We start from the raw sequence: 16,084 nt of genomic DNA on the forward strand, positions 1-16,084 counted from the left end.
CAGGGTGTGGCCTAGAGCGGCCGTGCTGCGAGCATGCGTTCGAGGGCGATCTTGGCGTTGTCCTTGATCGAGTCGTCCACCGTGATGCGGTTAACCACGCGGCCTTCCACCAGTTCCTCGAGCACCCAGGCGAGGTAGCCGGGATGGATGCGGTACATCGTGGAGCAAGGGCAGATCACCGGGTCGAGGCAGAAGATGGTGTGCCGAGGGTTCTCGGCGGCCAAGCGGTTCACCATGTTGATCTCGGTGCCGATCGCGAAAGTGGTGGGCTCGGTTGCGGCGGCGATGGCCTTCTTGATGAAGTCGGTGGAACCCGCGCCGTCCGCCGCGTCAACAACTTCCATGGGGCACTCGGGGTGCACGATGACGTTCACGCCGGGGAATTCGGCGCGCGCCTTCTCGATCTGGCCCACGTTGAAGCGCTTGTGCACGGAGCAGAAACCGTGCCAGAGGATGACGCGGGAATCCAGCAGGGTCTGTTCGTCGTTTCCGCCGAGTTCCTTGCGGGGGTTCCACATGGGCATCTGCTCCAGCGGCACACCGAGGGCCTTGGCTGTGTTGCGGCCCAGGTGCTGGTCAGGGAAGAAGAGAACCCGCTGGCCACGCTCGAAGGCCCATTCGAGCACCGTCTTGGCGTTGGAGGACGTGCAGACGATGCCGCCATTGCGTCCGCAGAAGGCCTTCAGTGCCGCCGAGGAATTCATGTAGGTCACCGGGATGACCGGGGCACGGCCTTCGGAATCGGGGGCGGTCCCGAAGAGCTCTTCGAGCTGTTCCCAGCATTCCTCCACCGAGTCCTCGTCCGCCATGTCCGCCATGGAACAGCCGGCGGCCAGGTTCGGCAGGATCACGGCCTGGTCCTCGCTGGACAGGATGTCGGCAGTCTCGGCCATGAAGTGCACGCCGCAAAAGATGATGGCCTCGGCGTCGGGCTTGGTCAGGGCAGCGTTGGCGAGCTGGAAGGAGTCACCCACGAAGTCCGCGTACTGGACAACCTCGTCGCGCTGGTAGAAGTGGCCCAGGATGACGGCCCGGTCCCCCAGCGTCTCCTTGGCGGCGCGGATCCGGGCGTCGAGCTCGGCGTCGCTGGCCAACTTGTACTCTTCGGGCAACTGGCCTTGGCGGGGCGTCGCCTTAGGAGCGTCGTCGGAGCTGGACGCTCCGGGACCGTAGGCCGGTATGCCGGCGAGGGCTTCAGCGAGGTCATACTCCCAGGGGCCCTTGGCCAGAGCGGGACTGCACGTTGAGCCGGCCGCGGAACGGCCGCTTTCGGCTTCTTCCCGCGTGATCAGCTGGATAGCTGTGTTGACGCTGCTCATGGTGTACTCCTGTTGTCTGGCCCGAGTCCGGGCGTCCCGGTGAAGCGGTAGAGGCGGGGCGGGCGGTGTTTTCCGCCCTGGAGGTATTCACCGGTTTCCTCGATTTCCGGTGTTCCCTTGATTTGCCGGCGGAAGTTCGCCGGATCCAGCTGACGGTCCAGGACAGCCTCGTAGACTTCGCGGACCTGTGCCAGGGTGAAGAATTCTCCCAGCAAGTGATAGGCGATGGACCCGTAGGCCATCTTGTTGCGCAGCCGCCACAAGGCGTAGTCCACAATCGCGTTGTGGTCGAAGGCCAATTCCGCGAGCCGGTCTGCCCGGAACCAACGGACGTTCTCGGATTCATCGGCCAAGGCGGCTTCCGTGGGCTGCACCAACGCCCAGTAGACAATCGAGACGACCCGCTGCGCAGGCGAGCGGTGCAAGCCGCCGAAGGCGTAGAGCTGCTCGAGGTATTGGGGAGCCAGCCCCGTGGTCTCGCGGAGGTTCCGGGATGCGGCATCCTGGAGGGATTCGTCGTGCTGCAGAGGGCCGCCGGGCAGTGCCCACATGTCCTTGAACGGTTCGCGGATGCGGCGCACGAGCGGCAACCACAGGGTGGGGCGGCCGGAGCTTTCACTCGGGCGGAGGGCGAAGATCACCGTTGATATGGCCAACGACGGCGGCGCGAGCCTGCGCTCTGCGACATTGGCGGAGGTGGCGTACACGGTATTCACCCCGCTTCTTTGCCGTAGGGACGAGAAAGTTAGTTATAGTCAAAATGACTAGAACTAATGGTACGACTGTCAGCGCACAGTATCCAAATGTTTCAGCCCGCGTTCTCCTTGGCCGCAGCTTCCAGGAGGGGCAAAGTGCGGCCTTGGAAATGGGTATTCAGCACGATCACCGAGGACGAACGAAGCACGGTCTTGGTGCCGATGAGCTTGTCCAGCACACGTTGCAGGTCCGAGTTCGACTTACCCACCACGCGCACCATGAGATCCGAACTGCCGGAGACGGTGTGGACCTCAATGAGTTCAGGGATCGCGGCGAGGGCTTCGACGACCGCATCGTGCCCCAGGTCCTGGTTGATCGTCAGGGAGCAAAAGGCGACCACGGGATAACCGAAGCCTGCAGGATCGGGCTGCGGAACCCAAGGAGCAACGACCCCGCGCTCGGCCATCCGGTCCAGCCGCGACTGGACCGTGGCGCGGGCGACCTTCAAGACCCTGGATGCCTCGAGAACAGAGGCCCGGGGGGAGTCGGTGAAAAATCGGACAATCTTGGCATCCAACTCGTCCACAACCATCAGTTTTTCCCACTTCCGCCCAGGAGCTATACAAATCGGCACTCGATGCCGAGATGTCACACCAGCTTGTAACCATCCTCTCACGAGTGTTTTTCGCCACTTTCGCTCGGAAGCGGTAAATTCGATAAGTCCTACGAGGACCAGCTGACAAACCATCCACAAGAAGGCAAACACGAATGACAACGAAGTCCACCGCTGTTCGACCCGCCATTCCTTCGCAAGGCCTCGGCCATTCGATGAAGCCGCGCCAGCTCACCATGATGGGCCTGGGCAGCGCGATCGGAGCGGGACTCTTCCTGGGATCGGGTGCCGGAATCCACGCGGCCGGCCCCGCAGTACTCATCTCCTACCTTGTGGCGGGCACCCTGATCATCGTGGTGATGTGGGCGCTCGGCGAGATGGCAGCCGCCAACCCCAACAGCGGCGCCTTCTCGGTCTACGCGGAAAAGGCCATGGGCAAGACGGCGGGATCCACGGTCGGCTGGTTGTGGTGGCTGCAGCTGGTAGTGGTCATCGCCGCGGAGGCACTCGGCGCAGCAGGGCTGCTGTTCTCCGTATGGCCGGTCATCCCTGTGTGGGCGCTGGCCCTGGTGTTCATGGTGGCCTTTACCGCGATCAACCTCGCCGGGGTCCGGAACTTCGGTGAGTTCGAATTCTGGTTCGCCATCCTGAAGGTTGCAGCCATTGTCGCCTTCCTCGTCATCGGGGCGGCCTTGCTGTTCGGCTGGTTGCCCGGAGTGGCTTCCCCCGGCCTCGGAAACCTGACCGGCAACTTTGCACCGTCCGGCTGGTCTGGAATTGCAGCGGCGCTCTTCGTCGTCATTTTTGCCTTCGGCGGCACCGAAATCGTGAGCGTGGCCGCCGCGGAGACGCAGAACCCCGCACACAGCGTCGGCAAAGCAATCCGCACGGTGGTGTGGCGCATCCTGGTTTTCTACATCGGTTCCGTCTTCGTCATTGCAGCAGTGCTGCCCTCCGACTCCGACGGCTTGAAGTCGCCGTTCGCCGGTGTCCTGAACCTTGCCGGCATCCCGGGAGCCGGCACGGCCATCACCCTGGTTGCCGTCGTGGCGCTGCTTTCCGCGCTCAACGCCAACCTCTACGGCGCCTCCCGCATGGTCTTCTCCCTGTCTGAGCGCGGCGAAGCACCGGCCTTCTTGTCGCGGCTGCGCGGCCCCCAGGTGCCCATGGCCGCCGTCGGGATTTCCGTTGCCTTCGGCTTCATCGCCACCATCCTGGAACTGCTCTTCCCCGACCACGTGCTCCCGGCCTTGCTCAACCTCGTAGGCTCCACTTGCCTCGTGGTCTGGGGAACGGCACTCGTGTCCCAGTTCATCCTGCGCCGCCGAGCCGACCGCGAAGGAACGGAGCTGCCGCTTCGCATGAAGGGATTCCCCTTCCTCACGGTATTCGGCCTGGTGCTGCTCGCCCTGATCTTCGTGGTGGGCTTCTCGAATGCCGAGAGCGCGGGCCAGCTCATCGGCACGTTCCTGTTGATCGCGTGCATCGCCGTGGCCTGCAGGATCGGCGCCAAGGTCAAGTCCGCACGAAACGCCTAAGCAAACCCAACTAGCTCGCAGTTGTTGTCGTTTTGGGCCCTCATAACGACAACAACTGCTAGTTACTTGGGTGAGGGAAACTTGCACAAATTGCTATGTGTTCCCACGGGAAAGCTGGCAGTCCATGGCAGTTTGACTAGCCCCGAATAGGCGGATTGCCTACGATCCAAACAGTGACTACGGTCACGTCCATGGACTCATTTCTTCCCGTCATGGCCGCAGCCGACGCCGCGCCCCTGTCCCCCGGACAGCTCAGGGAGCTTTATTCCCTGATGGCTGCCGTTCGGTACCTCGATACCTCGGCCGTCGCCTGGCAGCGACAGGGAATCATCCCCGGCTACGCTCCGGAACTCGGCCAGGAAGCCGCCCAGGTCGGCAGCGCCTACGCCCTCGACACTGCCCGCGACTTCGCTTTCCCGACGTACCGCGAAATGGGCGTCGCGAGGACCATGGGCGTGGACATGGTGGCGTACATGTCCACCCACAAGGCAACGTGGCACGGCGGAATGTACGATCCCCTGGCAAGCCGCCTCGCGCCCATCCAGGCCGTGGTGGCAGGCTCGGTGCTTCATGCGGTCGGCTGGGCCCACGGCCAGACCCTGAGCGGCGAACACGGAGTGGCCCTCAGCTACTTCGGCGACGGCGCTTCCTCCCAAGGCGACGTCCACGAAGCCATGAACTTCGCCGCCGTGATGAATGCACCTGTTGTCTTCTTCATCCAGAACAACGGCTGGGCGATTTCTGTGCCCACCGAACGGCAGGTGGCCGGCGGCTCGGTAGCTGCACGCGCCGCGGGTTACGGAATCCCGGGTATCCAGGTGGACGGCAACGATGTGGTCGCCGTCTACGAGGCCACCCGCAACGCCTTCGCCCACTGCCGCGCAGGGAACGGTCCGGTTGTGGTCGAGGCCATGACCTACCGCCGCGGGCCGCATTCCACCGCCGACGATCCCGGCCGCTACCGGAGCCTCGATGACGAGCGCATCGATGCCGGCGAGGATCCGCTGGAACGCCTCCGCAAGCGTTTGCTGGCCGAAGGCGTAGCCGACGAGGCATTCTTCACCGCCGCCAACCAGGCAGCCCGGGCGGAAGAAGAAGCGATCCGCACCGGAATCGAAGCCCTCGGCCCCCGGCCCGGCAACGAAATGTTCGATTTCGTCTTCCAGGAAACCACCCCCGCACTTGAAAACCAGGCCGCCCGTTGGCGCGAGGAGTCCGAACATGTCTGAGAGCACCACCGCCATCCTTGAAGCCGAGGCAGCGGCCGAGACCCAGTCCGTAAAGCTTTCCATGCAGCAGGCACTCAACCGCGCGTTGGACGAGGTCCTCTCCACCGATCCAAAAACGGTGGTCTTCGGCGAGGACTGCGGCCAATTGGGCGGAGTCTTCCGTATCACCGACGGACTGCAGGCCAAGCACGGAGAATCCCGGGTCTTTGACACGCCGCTCGCGGAATCGGGCATCCTGGGCATGTCCGTAGGGCTGGCCATGGCCGGCTTCCACCCGATTCCGGAAGTACAGTTCGATGGCTTCGCGTATCCCGCCATCAACCAAATCGTGTGCCAAATCGCCCGGATGAACTACCGCAGCCGCGGCACCTTGCCGATGCCGATCACGCTCCGGGTCCCCAGCTTCGGCGGCATCCGCGCCCCCGAACACCATGGCGAAAGCCTCGAGGCACTCTTCGCGCACGTTCCAGGGCTCAAGGTTGTCTCACCGTCGGACCCGCACGATGCCTACCATCTGCTCAAGTACGCGGCTTCGCGGCCTGACCCGGTGATCTTCATGGAACCGAAGTCCCGGTACTGGCAAAAGGGCGACGTCGACACAGCCGACGGCGGTACCCTCACCGGCGCCCGCATTGTCCGGCCTGGTCGCCACCTGACCCTCGTTGCCTGGGGTGCCATGGTGGCCCGGTGCCTGCAGGTTGCCGAACTCGCAGCGGAAGACGGAATCGACGTCGAGGTCCTTGATCTGCGCTGGCTCAAGCCGATCGACGCCGAAGCACTGGCGACTTCCGTCGGAAGGACGCGGCGCGCCGTCGTCGTGCATGAAGCTCCGCTGACCTCCGGGCTTGGGGCCGAAGTGGCCCAACTCATCACGCAATGCTGCTTCGACACGCTCAAGGCGCCCGTCGAACGGGTCACCGGCTTCGACGTGCCGTATCCCTCCGGCGACCTGGAGGACGAATACATTCCGAACATTGACCGCATCCTCCTGGGGATCCAACGAGTACTGGAGTATCGACGTGGCTGAAATCAGCTTCCCCCTGCCCGATCTTGGCGAAGGCCTCATCGAGGCGACTGTGCTGGACTGGCTCGTCTCTCCGGGCGACCAGGTGGAGCGGAACCAGCCGCTCGTGGAGCTGGAGACGAGTAAATCCGCCCTCGAGTTGCCGAGCCCGCAGGCGGGTAAAGTGATCCGTATCCACGGCGCTCCGGGCGAGACCATCAACGTAGGCGAGCCGCTGGTGGTGTTCGAGGTGCCGGACAATACTGCCGGCATCGTGGGCACCGTTCCCAAAGATGACGCACCGAAGCGCCGGGTCCGCCTGAGCGCTGTACTTGATGAGGACTGACACCATGAGCGGCAGGCACACGGAAGAGCACATCCACACGGTGGAGGGCACAGACCCGCATCTGTTCGTGGAAGTCCATGAGCCCGCCGAAGGCACCGACGCCGGGTTGCGCCCTGTCCTGCTGCTGCACGGTTTCTCCTCGTCCACCAAACTCAATTGGGGCGACACCGGCTGGATTTCCACCCTCAAAGCCGCCGGCCGGCGTGTCATCACGGTGGACCTTCCAGGGCATGGCCAGAGCAGTTCACCCGAGGACCTGGACTCCTACTCCCCGAGCCGGATCCGCGCGGACCTTCTCCAGATAGTCGCCGACGCCGGTGCGCGCCCCGTGCGCGCCGGTGACCCTACCAGCGGGCTCGACGTCATCGGCTATTCTTTGGGCTCCCGGCTCGCCTGGGAATTCGGGGCAACCCAGCCCGAACTTGTGCACCGGCTGGTGTTGGGCGGTCCGAACAAGGAAGACCCCCTGGCGTCCTTCGATCTCGCGGCAGCCCAACGCTACCTCGCGGACGGCACACCCATTGAAGACGAGTCCACCGCAGGGTTGCTCAAGATGGCACAACTCTTGCCGAGCAACGATCTCTTTGCGCTCTTGTCCCTCATCGAGGCCATCAAGGGCGAACCATTCGATCCCGCCGAAGCCGTGCCCCACATGCCGATGCTCCTGGTGGCCGGCGAAAAGGACGAACGCGCCGTCACGATGCCGGAGCTCGCTTCGATCGCTTCCCACGCCGGGGGCATGGTTGAACAGCTGCTCGTGCCGGGGCGGAACCACAGCAACGCCGTGACTAGCCGGGTTTTCAAGGACGCTGCGGTGGCGTTCCTGGGCGTCTAGAGTGCCGGTGGAACGGCGGGGTTAGCCGGCCAGCCGCTCCGCATTGAGCGTCATGCGCTCCAGCACGCTGACAGCCATGGCGTATTCGTCGATACCGATCCCCATCGAGAGGTCCCGGCGGGAGTCTTCAACGAGCCGCAGGGCTTCAGTGTGTTTTGCGTGGCCCAGTTCGCTGAGGCTGAGGCGATCGTCCACCATGATGATCATGCCCCGGCCTACGAGCGCGGCGAGTTCGCTTTCGCGACGCCGCGTGTCGCCGCCCCAAAACGGGCCGAGTATTCCGTCAAGATCCTCGGGGCTGAGGGGTGTCTCAGCGAGGACATTGAGGGTCTGCCACTGCCTGCGGCTGAGTTTCAACCTCGCCAAGGTGCTGTCCAGATGTGCCTCCAATGCCGCATCCAGCCTTTTGGTCCAGTAACCGATGGGCTTGTTCACATGGCCCATCGTGGCAGCGCAGAGCGGTCCCGGCAACAAAGGTAGGCTTGATTCAGCGCTGGATGACGTGGAAGTGAGACGAATGGGCATGCGCTTCAAGGACCGTGCGGACGCCGGACGCCGCGTGGCCGCAGGACTTCCGCAGCTCCGGCAACGGCCGGACACCATCTTGCTGGGCCTCGCCCGCGGTGGGGTCCCCGTGTCGGCCGCTGCCGCCGTCGAGCTCCACCAGCCATACGGCGCCATTCTGGTACGTAAACTCGGCATTCCCGGGCGTGAAGAAACAGCGTTCGGCGCCCTGGCCTGGTCCAACGGCAGGATCGTCCGCATACTCAACCGGCCCCTCGGCGAACGCATGCTGCGGCACGGAATCACCCAGGCTTCCCTTGATGCGGTGGAGGTACGCGAGCGGGGAGAACTACTGCGGCGTGTGAAGACCTACCCGGGTATCAGCTTTGACCTCACGGGCAAGACCGTGGTTCTTGTCGACGACGGACTCGCCACGGGCGCAACGATGCGCGCCGCCGTCGAGGCCGTCCGCGCAGGCGGGGCGGCGACTGTGGTGGCCGCCGTCCCCGTGTCATCCCTCGAAGCCCAAGCGTCCATCAGCCGCGTGTGCGATTTCATGATGTGCCTGCACACGCCCGGCAAGTTCCACGCCGTTGGCGCGTTCTACGAGCACTTCGAACAACTGACCGACGACGACGCGGTGCGGCTTTTGGAGCAGGCGGGGTAGGGCCAGGTCTCAATGGAAGGTGCTTCTATCACCACGGTAGCTACAGCCGGGGAAGAAAACTCAATTGGCTGGCCAGCAAGCAGGTAGGTTCACGGTTCCGAAAGCAAGCTCCTTAGTTGTGCTCGTGCCCGGCTCAGACGTTTCCACATTGCTCCTTCACTGCACCCGCAGAGGATCGCCGCCTCTGCCGCGGACAGACCGAGCCAATAGGTCAGAACGATGGCCGCCCTGTCATCAGAGTGAAGCCCTTCCATTGCCATCTCCAGATCCGTAGGCTCCCAAGGGTCCAGGGAACTTCGGGAGATCCTGCCTATCGCAAGGATCAGCCTGTCCTTCTGGGCACGGCGCCGATATTCGGTGCCAATCAGATTACGGGCCGTCACATAGAGCCATGAGGCTGAATCCGTGCATTCGCACCCGAGGATCTTCCAGGCCAGCAAGAATGACTCGCTGCAGATGTCCTGAGCCGTCTCATGATCATCGACCCTCCGCTTCACGAACGCTAGTAGTCGCGGATAGTGGATCCTAAAGTAATCAGCAAAATCGTCTTCGGGATGTTCCCCCACAGCGCCCCAAGCCGCCTTCCCGAGCTCACTTGCATACGCCGCCGTACATCGGCACGGATATGGTGGATGTCGTCCCCGCCGCGGGGTCGGTGACCCTGATTACAACGCAGGCGGGTCCACGGACAAGAATCATCCCCGGAAACTGTGTTCTGCGGCCCTGGCACCCTTTGATGGAGTAGGACCGGTGGACACCCAGGTTCCCCTCCTGCAAGACAGGATTGGTTCCCCAATCCTTACTGGAGACAACCATTAGAACAGCGTCGTCCGGCCCGTCAATGCTCACAACACGCTCACCGATGCCCGGCTCCAGGGTCAGAGGCGCTTTCCATCCGCCGTATTGGATGCCCGCGATGGTGAAGGCAAAACCGCTCAGATTGTCCTTGATCGGCCACCCATAACTCGGCGGGCTGCCGGACCAAGATCTCGCCGAGACTCCCAGCGCTCGGGGCGTGTCTGATGCAGGAGACTCGGGCTCGTGATCCGCGTCTGCGCTAAACGCATCGGGACACTCAAGGTTCGACGCCAATGTGAGCGTCTTGGGTGCAGAGGATTCCGTTGCTGGTGATGTGTTTAGGGGCTCGCACGCCGAGAGCCCCAACATCGCGCACAGTGCGAGCATCATCCTTTGGCCCGATTTCACTCGATTAGTCTCCCTCGTCATAGGCAAACGGCGATCGGTCTATACCAAGATCAGCACGCCGGTCGCCGCGCCCGCAATGCCTTCGACAACTCCAAACGGTGAGACTGCGCGCACGATCTTGTCGGCTGCCGATGTATCGCAGGCGAAGGATTCATCAAAGGTTGTCGCGACTGTGGTCACCAATCGACCTGCCGCGAAGGCGAGAAAGGTGAGTATCGCTACCGGCCAATGCCCTTGTGAGAGGGTCCATAAGGCACACGCGACAAGCAGAGGAGAGGCCATCGTTGTCACGAATCCCAGGCCTAGGAACCATCCAAAGACCGCCATGTAGCGTGTAGTTCCCCAGCGTTCCCATTCCCGTCGGACTTTCCATCCACCTGGCGCGACCGTCGTTGGGCGGGCAATCCGGAACGGAGCCAACACCAATAGCAGCAATCCCACAACCGCAGCGGGGACCTGTATCCAAAATGCCAACGTCATCATGACCGTAGCGGTCGAAAGCGCTCCAAGCACAAGTCCGATGGAATGGGCCAAGATCGTGACCTCGGATTGTCCAGGCTTCCCGGCCAACCGGATTGCGGCATTCCATCCACAGTCCGTTCGAGCGCCCTGAAGGCCAACCAGAAATGCCACGGTCGCTATCCCGACAACCGCTGCTGCGTTTGAACCGCTGGCGAGAATAGTTAACGAACCAGTTGTGACAACGGCGGCCACGATTAAGGTTACTAACGCAAGGCCGAGCGCAATAACTCTCGGTCGCATATCGACAGGGCGCTGGCGAGTGGTGATCTCGGTCATGATAATCCTTTCTCATCCATAACAAATGCAATTGACGGTTCCGCTACCGCCCCCATACCACGAGCACCTGCAGTCGCAGCATTTCCCACCCTGGGACGTCCAGCAGTAGTTGCCCGCGGAAGAGCAGCCAAGGTTGAGAGGACTGCAGCCGTGGTAGGTTCCGCTCGCGCAATTGCTACCTGAACAAAACGCGCGGTTAGTGGCGCGACAGTCAGGGAGTCCGTAACAAGGAATCGCGGCGACGGCCGCCTTCTGGCCCAGGCTTACGCCAGCGACCGCCCCGAACACCGCGGCCAAGCCACCGCCGATGGCCTTACGTCGGTTGATGGAGCGGGTGAATTTCATAATCGCTTTGCTCATGGCTGTTCCTCCTGTTCGGAATGCGAATGCTTGATACCAGAGACTTCCAAGCTTGAGTCCGGATCCTCGGCGATTCGGACAGCCCAGTCGAGACCAGCCCTACCGTTGATGATTGATTTCCCCACTACTCTTGCTTTCGAATCCACCGCTACAGCAAAAGGCGTTCCGTTGACCTCGTACCTTGCCGTCAGCGCTGAGTTGTGGTCCCAAATGACATCTGCGTGTCCGGCGAGGGGCCGCGCCCAGGCCACGACGTCGCTCTTCCGCCCCGTACACAGGAGGACAAATCGAACAGAACCCGCCTCGAATCGGATCAGCTCGTCTCGAATCTGGGCACAGTACTCACAGTCGGTATCAGCAAACACCATTACGGTAGGACGTCCGTCGGGAAGGTAGACGTCCCGCCCGTCAAGGCCTTTTTTGCCAAGAGACAGGACCGAACTGCCGAGGGCCGGGCCGTGAGCAGACTTGTTTTCGCTGGTATTCATATAAAGCTGCCCGAAATGCCGATATAGCGCCAGTACAGCGAGCGTGAGCAGGATCAGCAGCACCCACGTGGCAAGATGACTGATGATGAGCGGTGTCATGCCGGATCTGTCCTTTCCGGCGCTGCCTGGCCGCTCCTTGGATCCCAGTTGAGTTCTTTGCGCAACCTCTGCCGATAGTCGACCAAGCGAAGCAATCCGTTCACCAATCCGAACGCCTGAATAAACGAGATTGCCGCCAAAATGCCGACTAGCAGCTGATGCCAGTCCGTGTAGCTGCTCTCGATGTCGCCCAAGAGAACTGCTGAAGCCGCTAGAAGGAGTACTGCCCGAACCACCCCAACTCCAGGCATTTGATGATCATCTATATGTCCGAAGCAGGAGCACGCTCCTGAGCGCCGTCTCAGCCCAACCAGTTGGAGGATTACGAATCCTAGGCCCAGCGCGGTCGCGCTGACCGGGCCCACGGGATCCAGTTCAGGTAGCAGCAGGAGACCAGCAGTACTAAGTTCGGCGACGACGACGGTAGCGAACAGAGCGCCAATCCATGTGCCTCCTACCCCTAACCCCCGCAGATAGTTGCTGAAGCCCCGAGGGGCGGTGAGTTTGCCCGCGACCGCAAGCAGATAGACCATCGTCACTGCGATTCGTAGAACGGTCATACAACTGCCTCGACGACCGGAACGGATCGCGCGACTCCAAGCAGGGAAGCCAACCCAGGAAGGTACTGAGGGCTTGATCGAATCGCCAAGGAAGCTCCACTAGGCAGGCTAACGGCAAGGGAATGCTGAGAATCAGTGTCCCAGTGGACAGGACCCACGATTGTGTCCCACTGGCCGGAACCGGGACCCGGCACCCAGTGACCGTCGAAGTAGAGGGCGCTAAGTTTTCCCAACTTAATCTTGATGGGCGGCTTCGTCTCCACGCACGTCAACGTGGCGCCGGCCGGTGAGTAGCAAATTGAGAGCATCTTAGCCTGGGCGAATCCAGACCCAGTCTTGTACCTCACGATTAGCTGATCAGGGTCATCATGGAACTCGATAGTCGAGTCGCCCTCCGCGACGCCGAAATATACGTAACCGTCGGGGATAGTTCTCAGCTTTAAAGAACTGACGGAGATCATTGTCACATCCTTCCCTTGCTTGTCCCGCCGCCCAAAGGGTGGCGGGACAACATAATTGCCGGGCTTTATGACCTAGTAGTTGCGCCGGACAGCAGATTCCTGACTCCTTGTCGTAAAAGCGCCACCCGCTATCTTTGCCAGTCGACTCATGGAGAAGGGACGGGGTGTGGGCATGCCGACTTGGTGCCGCACTTGGTGGCCTGCCTTGGCCCGGTGCAAAATAGAGGCCGGGGCGACAGTGCGAACACCCTGCGCCTCCCGATCCCGAGCGCCGCGAACCGAGGTCAACAGGGACAGCAGCCCGTAGCCGGGATCCCGCCGACCGGACCCGGACGGCACGAAAACGACGACGGCGAAGATCGCCGCCGTCGTCGCACACACGGGGACCTGGGTTCAGTCCTGCCGCTCGAGGAACTCCCGCACGCGGGCGCGGGCCGGCTCGCGGTCGTAGCTGTTCACGAGGGCGGTTGCCATGCGCACAGGGTCACCGAAGAAGAAGTACTCATACAGGGCCTGGCGCCCGGCGAACGCGGAAATGCTGGCATCGAAAGCGAGCTTGAAGAGGCGCACGCGCTCCGGTCCGGTCAGCGTCTTCGCCTGCAGGTACAGCTCGATGTCCGGCAATGCCTCACTCGCCAAGTCCGCTTCGCCCGGCAGGGCCATAAGGCCGGAGGCCGAGAACTTCCGGATGATGGCGGGGAAACGCTGGGCAACCTTGGGGTACCAGTTGCGTGCCGCATTCAGGGTGGGCCAATGCGGCAAGAACACGCCATCCGGGCTTGGAGCCGCCTGGGCTTCAGCCGCCACCATGAGGGCCTTGCCGATTTCAACGGTTTCGATCAGCTCCGCCAGGTCCTCCTGGATATGCTGGAAACCGTCAACCCCGATCGATGCCGCAATTTCCGAAGCAAGGCCAAGGAAGAACTCGCTCTTCGCGATGGTCCGCGTGACCACCTGGTGGGTCATGAGGGCCCCGGCGCCGGTCTCGGAGTAAAAGGCATTGCACAGTTCAGGATGGCCGAGCATGAAGATGCGCTCGTTGGGAACGAACACATGGTCGAAAACGACGACGGCGTCCATCTCCTCGAAGCGGCTGGCGAGCGGCTCGTCGTGGGTGCCTCCGCCATTGTAGAGCGAGGTCCGGCACAGGTAGCGCATGCCCGGCGCATCGTTCGGGAGGGCGAACGCGTAGGAGTACGGAGCATCTTCCGGCGTCGAGCGCAGGAGCGTCGAAGGGAACACGAGGAGCTCGTCGGCGATCGGCGCGATCGTGGCGAGCATACGAGCGCCGTGGACCACGATTCCGTCTTCGCGTTCTTCCACGACCCTCGCCGAGAGCTGCCCGCCGAGCTGTTCGGAACCTGACACCGAACGGTTGACCTGTGGCGGGATCAGCGTGTGCGTGGCCAGGAGATCGTTCTCGCGGCAATGCTCGTAGTATTTGCGGATGTTTTCGCCGAACATCGGATCGGCCTGGGCAAACCATTCTTCTGCGGCCGCGAGCGCCGTGAGGGCGCCGTTCATGTAGTCACCCGTGCGGCCCAGGAAACCAAGGGAGTACTCAGCCCAGGTGCGGATGGCCGCATGCCTGTGTTCGAGGTCTTCTTTGCTGCGCGGCACCAGGAAGGAGGCACTCACCCGGTCACCCGTCGTCGGGGATTCGTAGGTGAGCGCGTCGGCATACTTCGGGTCATGTTGCATGTCGAAGAGCTTCGCGTACGTGCGGGCCACGTTCCTGAAGGACGGGTGGTCGGCGATCTTCTCGGTGACCATTTCGCCGTCGATCAGGACGTGGGGGTTCATCGAGTTGAGCTTGTCCAGGTACTGCTGTCCGGTCCGGATTCCCATGGTTGTCTCCAATGATGGTTGAGCTGAAACGGCATATGGATGCGGCGTCGACGGGCGCCGGCAACTACAGAAGATCCTCCATTCCCAATTGGCTTTCCGGGATGGTGGTGAAGGAGCTGTTGGCGAAGGCAAGCGCATCGCCGCTGCGGTAGTTGAAGTCCACCACTTCACCCAGGTAGAGGGTGTGGTCGCCGCCGTCGTAGGCCGCCCATGGAGTGCATTCGAAATAGGCGAGGACGTTGGATAGCCGCGGCGCGGTCTCGCCTTCGACCCACCGGGGCTCGGGCCCGGGCCGGCCCGCGAAATGCAGGGCGAGCTGCTTCTGTTCGGCGCCCAGGATATTGACGCTGAAGGGGCGCCCGGCGAGCTCGTCGTGCGCTTTGGTGTTGCGGGCGATGCTGACCAGGACCAGGGGCGGTTCCATGGACACAGAGGTGAAGGAATTGACGGTGATGCCATGCCGCTTGGTGGCGCCGTCGAACGTCACGATGGCAACGCCCGTGGCAAAGCGGCCCAGGCTGCCGCGGAAGTGATGTGCCCGCGGCCGAGAAGTGCGGCCCAGGGGTCCCGGCTCCGCGTTCTGGCTGGACTTGGCAATCATCGTTGATTCCTGGTTGGAGATTGTTCTGTATGTGAATTTGTTCTATATTTGAACAACAAATTCTCATACAGAACCATAGTCTTTTGCGTGCTACAGCACAAGACGGCGGGCCGGCCGCGTCAGGCCCCAACATAGGATGGAGCGCATGATGTCTCCCAGCGCCGCGAAGAGTCTGCAGGAAACGACGGCGACGGTCTCGCCGTCGCAGACCCTCTCCCGCGGAATCCAAGCCTTGGAAATCCTCGCGGCTGCCGAGCGCCCCCTGACCATCGCAGAACTCGCCGGCGCCTTGGGCGTCCATCGTTCAGTGGCCTACCGGATCCTCCGCACGCTGGAGGATCACTCCCTGCTGGTGCGCGACGACGCCGGGCGCGTCCAGCCAGGTCCGGGCCTTGCGGTGCTGGCTCGGGGCGTGTCCCGCGACCTCCAGACGGCCGCCCTGCCGGAGCTGACCCAGCTTGCCAACACCCTGAACATGACGGCCTTCGTAGCGGTCTGGGACCATCAGGATTGCGTCACACTGGTCACGGTCGAGCCTCGCCACTCGGCCGCGACCCTGGCTCAACATCCCGGCACGCGCCACCCCGTGAACACCGGGGCACCTGGAATCGCGATCCAGTCCACCATGAGCGAAGAAGAATGGTCCGCCCGCGCTCCGGGCCTGCCGTATCGACCGGAAGCGGCAGAAGCGCGCCGGCTCGGCTATGCGGCAAGCCACGACGAAGTCATCGCCGGTTTGTCTTCCTTGGCCGCCCCCGTCCATGTGCCGGGCGGCCGGCCCGCGGCGATCGCCGTCGTCTACATCCGCCGCGAACAGGACCAGGCCGCCGTCGGCGAAGCACTGGCAGCGACCGCGGCCCGCATAGAGTCCCAGCTGGCGTAGGGACCCGCGTTTCACCCTCTGGTGCGTGCG

General features: G+C 62.8%; 18 protein-coding genes. 7 read left to right on the plus strand and 11 right to left on the minus strand.

The genetic code is table 11. The annotated features are described in order from the left end of the window. Positions 1 to 11 precede the first annotated feature (11 nt). The 3 genes from nadA to AC4CS3_RS00485 form a co-directional block, all read right to left on the minus strand. Positions 12 to 1,319, minus strand: coding sequence for a quinolinate synthase NadA (gene nadA, locus AC4CS3_RS00475; protein ID WP_490781753.1), 1,308 nt, complete (start codon positions 1,317 to 1,319; stop codon positions 12 to 14). Beyond that, positions 1,316 to 2,026: an NUDIX hydrolase gene (locus tag AC4CS3_RS00480; RefSeq protein ID WP_113990543.1), complete on the minus strand. Its 711-nt coding sequence runs from the start codon at positions 2,024 to 2,026 to the stop codon at positions 1,316 to 1,318. Before AC4CS3_RS00480 ends, nadA begins: the two co-directional genes overlap by 4 nt. A 101-nt stretch (positions 2,027 to 2,127) precedes the next feature. Then, positions 2,128 to 2,607, minus strand: coding sequence for an Lrp/AsnC family transcriptional regulator (locus tag AC4CS3_RS00485; protein ID WP_345449901.1), 480 nt, complete (start codon positions 2,605 to 2,607; stop codon positions 2,128 to 2,130). 176 nt (positions 2,608 to 2,783) lie between these two features. Here AC4CS3_RS00485 and AC4CS3_RS00490 point away from each other — a divergent pair, with 176 nt between their 5' ends. The 5 genes from AC4CS3_RS00490 to AC4CS3_RS00510 all read left to right on the plus strand — a co-directional run bounded on the left by AC4CS3_RS00490 (position 2,784) and on the right by AC4CS3_RS00510 (position 7,579). Continuing rightward, positions 2,784 to 4,166: an amino acid permease gene (locus tag AC4CS3_RS00490; protein WP_490781754.1), complete on the plus strand. Its 1,383-nt coding sequence runs from the start codon at positions 2,784 to 2,786 to the stop codon at positions 4,164 to 4,166. A gap of 191 nt (positions 4,167 to 4,357) precedes the next feature. Continuing rightward, positions 4,358 to 5,395, plus strand: a complete 1,038-nt coding sequence (locus AC4CS3_RS00495; protein WP_490781755.1) for a thiamine pyrophosphate-dependent dehydrogenase E1 component subunit alpha — start codon at positions 4,358 to 4,360, stop codon at positions 5,393 to 5,395. Further along, complete coding sequence (locus AC4CS3_RS00500) at positions 5,388 to 6,422, plus strand: alpha-ketoacid dehydrogenase subunit beta (RefSeq protein ID WP_490781756.1); 1,035 nt, start codon at positions 5,388 to 5,390, stop codon at positions 6,420 to 6,422. The genes AC4CS3_RS00495 and AC4CS3_RS00500 overlap by 8 nt, the downstream gene beginning before the upstream one ends. Next, entirely contained in the window at positions 6,415 to 6,744 is a 330-nt protein-coding gene (locus tag AC4CS3_RS00505) for a biotin/lipoyl-containing protein (protein WP_234747729.1), read from the plus strand. Before AC4CS3_RS00500 ends, AC4CS3_RS00505 begins: the two co-directional genes overlap by 8 nt. A gap of 4 nt (positions 6,745 to 6,748) precedes the next feature. Then, positions 6,749 to 7,579: an alpha/beta fold hydrolase gene (locus AC4CS3_RS00510; RefSeq protein WP_490781757.1), complete on the plus strand. Its 831-nt coding sequence runs from the start codon at positions 6,749 to 6,751 to the stop codon at positions 7,577 to 7,579. A gap of 21 nt (positions 7,580 to 7,600) precedes the next feature. On the opposite strand, the gene AC4CS3_RS00515 is transcribed toward AC4CS3_RS00510, so the two are convergent. Beyond that, positions 7,601 to 8,014 (minus strand): MarR family transcriptional regulator, encoded by a 414-nt coding sequence (locus tag AC4CS3_RS00515; protein ID WP_490781758.1) that lies wholly within the window; start codon positions 8,012 to 8,014, stop codon positions 7,601 to 7,603. Positions 8,015 to 8,096: 82 nt separating this feature from the next. Between AC4CS3_RS00515 and AC4CS3_RS00520 the strand changes: the two genes are divergently transcribed. Further along, complete coding sequence (locus AC4CS3_RS00520) at positions 8,097 to 8,750, plus strand: phosphoribosyltransferase (protein ID WP_490781759.1); 654 nt, start codon at positions 8,097 to 8,099, stop codon at positions 8,748 to 8,750. An 89-nt stretch (positions 8,751 to 8,839) separates the two neighbouring features. Here the strand turns inward: AC4CS3_RS00520 and AC4CS3_RS00525 are convergent, their stop codons facing one another. The 7 genes from AC4CS3_RS00525 to AC4CS3_RS00555 all read right to left on the minus strand — a co-directional run bounded on the left by AC4CS3_RS00525 (position 8,840) and on the right by AC4CS3_RS00555 (position 15,171). Next, positions 8,840 to 9,316, minus strand: a complete 477-nt coding sequence (locus AC4CS3_RS00525) for an RNA polymerase sigma factor (protein WP_490781760.1) — start codon at positions 9,314 to 9,316, stop codon at positions 8,840 to 8,842. A gap of 679 nt (positions 9,317 to 9,995) precedes the next feature. Next, positions 9,996 to 10,754 (minus strand): hypothetical protein, encoded by a 759-nt coding sequence (locus tag AC4CS3_RS00530; RefSeq protein ID WP_490781761.1) that lies wholly within the window; start codon positions 10,752 to 10,754, stop codon positions 9,996 to 9,998. Between the two features lie 356 nt (positions 10,755 to 11,110). Further along, positions 11,111 to 11,701 (minus strand): TlpA family protein disulfide reductase, encoded by a 591-nt coding sequence (locus AC4CS3_RS00535; protein ID WP_490781762.1) that lies wholly within the window; start codon positions 11,699 to 11,701, stop codon positions 11,111 to 11,113. Then, positions 11,698 to 12,261, minus strand: a complete 564-nt coding sequence (locus tag AC4CS3_RS00540; protein ID WP_490781763.1) for a MauE/DoxX family redox-associated membrane protein — start codon at positions 12,259 to 12,261, stop codon at positions 11,698 to 11,700. Before AC4CS3_RS00540 ends, AC4CS3_RS00535 begins: the two co-directional genes overlap by 4 nt. Continuing rightward, positions 12,258 to 12,722, minus strand: a complete 465-nt coding sequence (locus tag AC4CS3_RS00545; RefSeq protein ID WP_490781764.1) for a hypothetical protein — start codon at positions 12,720 to 12,722, stop codon at positions 12,258 to 12,260. The genes AC4CS3_RS00540 and AC4CS3_RS00545 overlap by 4 nt, the downstream gene beginning before the upstream one ends. A gap of 393 nt (positions 12,723 to 13,115) precedes the next feature. Then, positions 13,116 to 14,570 carry a 4-hydroxyphenylacetate 3-monooxygenase, oxygenase component gene (gene hpaB / locus AC4CS3_RS00550; protein ID WP_490781765.1) on the minus strand — a complete coding sequence of 485 codons (1,455 nt, stop codon included), beginning with the start codon at positions 14,568 to 14,570 and terminating at the stop codon, positions 13,116 to 13,118. A gap of 64 nt (positions 14,571 to 14,634) precedes the next feature. Beyond that, positions 14,635 to 15,171 carry a flavin reductase family protein gene (locus AC4CS3_RS00555; RefSeq protein WP_284984658.1) on the minus strand — a complete coding sequence of 179 codons (537 nt, stop codon included), beginning with the start codon at positions 15,169 to 15,171 and terminating at the stop codon, positions 14,635 to 14,637. Positions 15,172 to 15,319: 148 nt separating this feature from the next. Here AC4CS3_RS00555 and AC4CS3_RS00560 point away from each other — a divergent pair, with 148 nt between their 5' ends. After that, on the plus strand, positions 15,320 to 16,054 hold the full coding sequence (locus AC4CS3_RS00560) for an IclR family transcriptional regulator (RefSeq protein ID WP_490782092.1): 735 nt from the start codon (positions 15,320 to 15,322) through the stop codon (positions 16,052 to 16,054). Positions 16,055 to 16,084 lie beyond the last annotated feature (30 nt).

Source organism: Arthrobacter sp. SE2 (assembly GCF_058244265.1).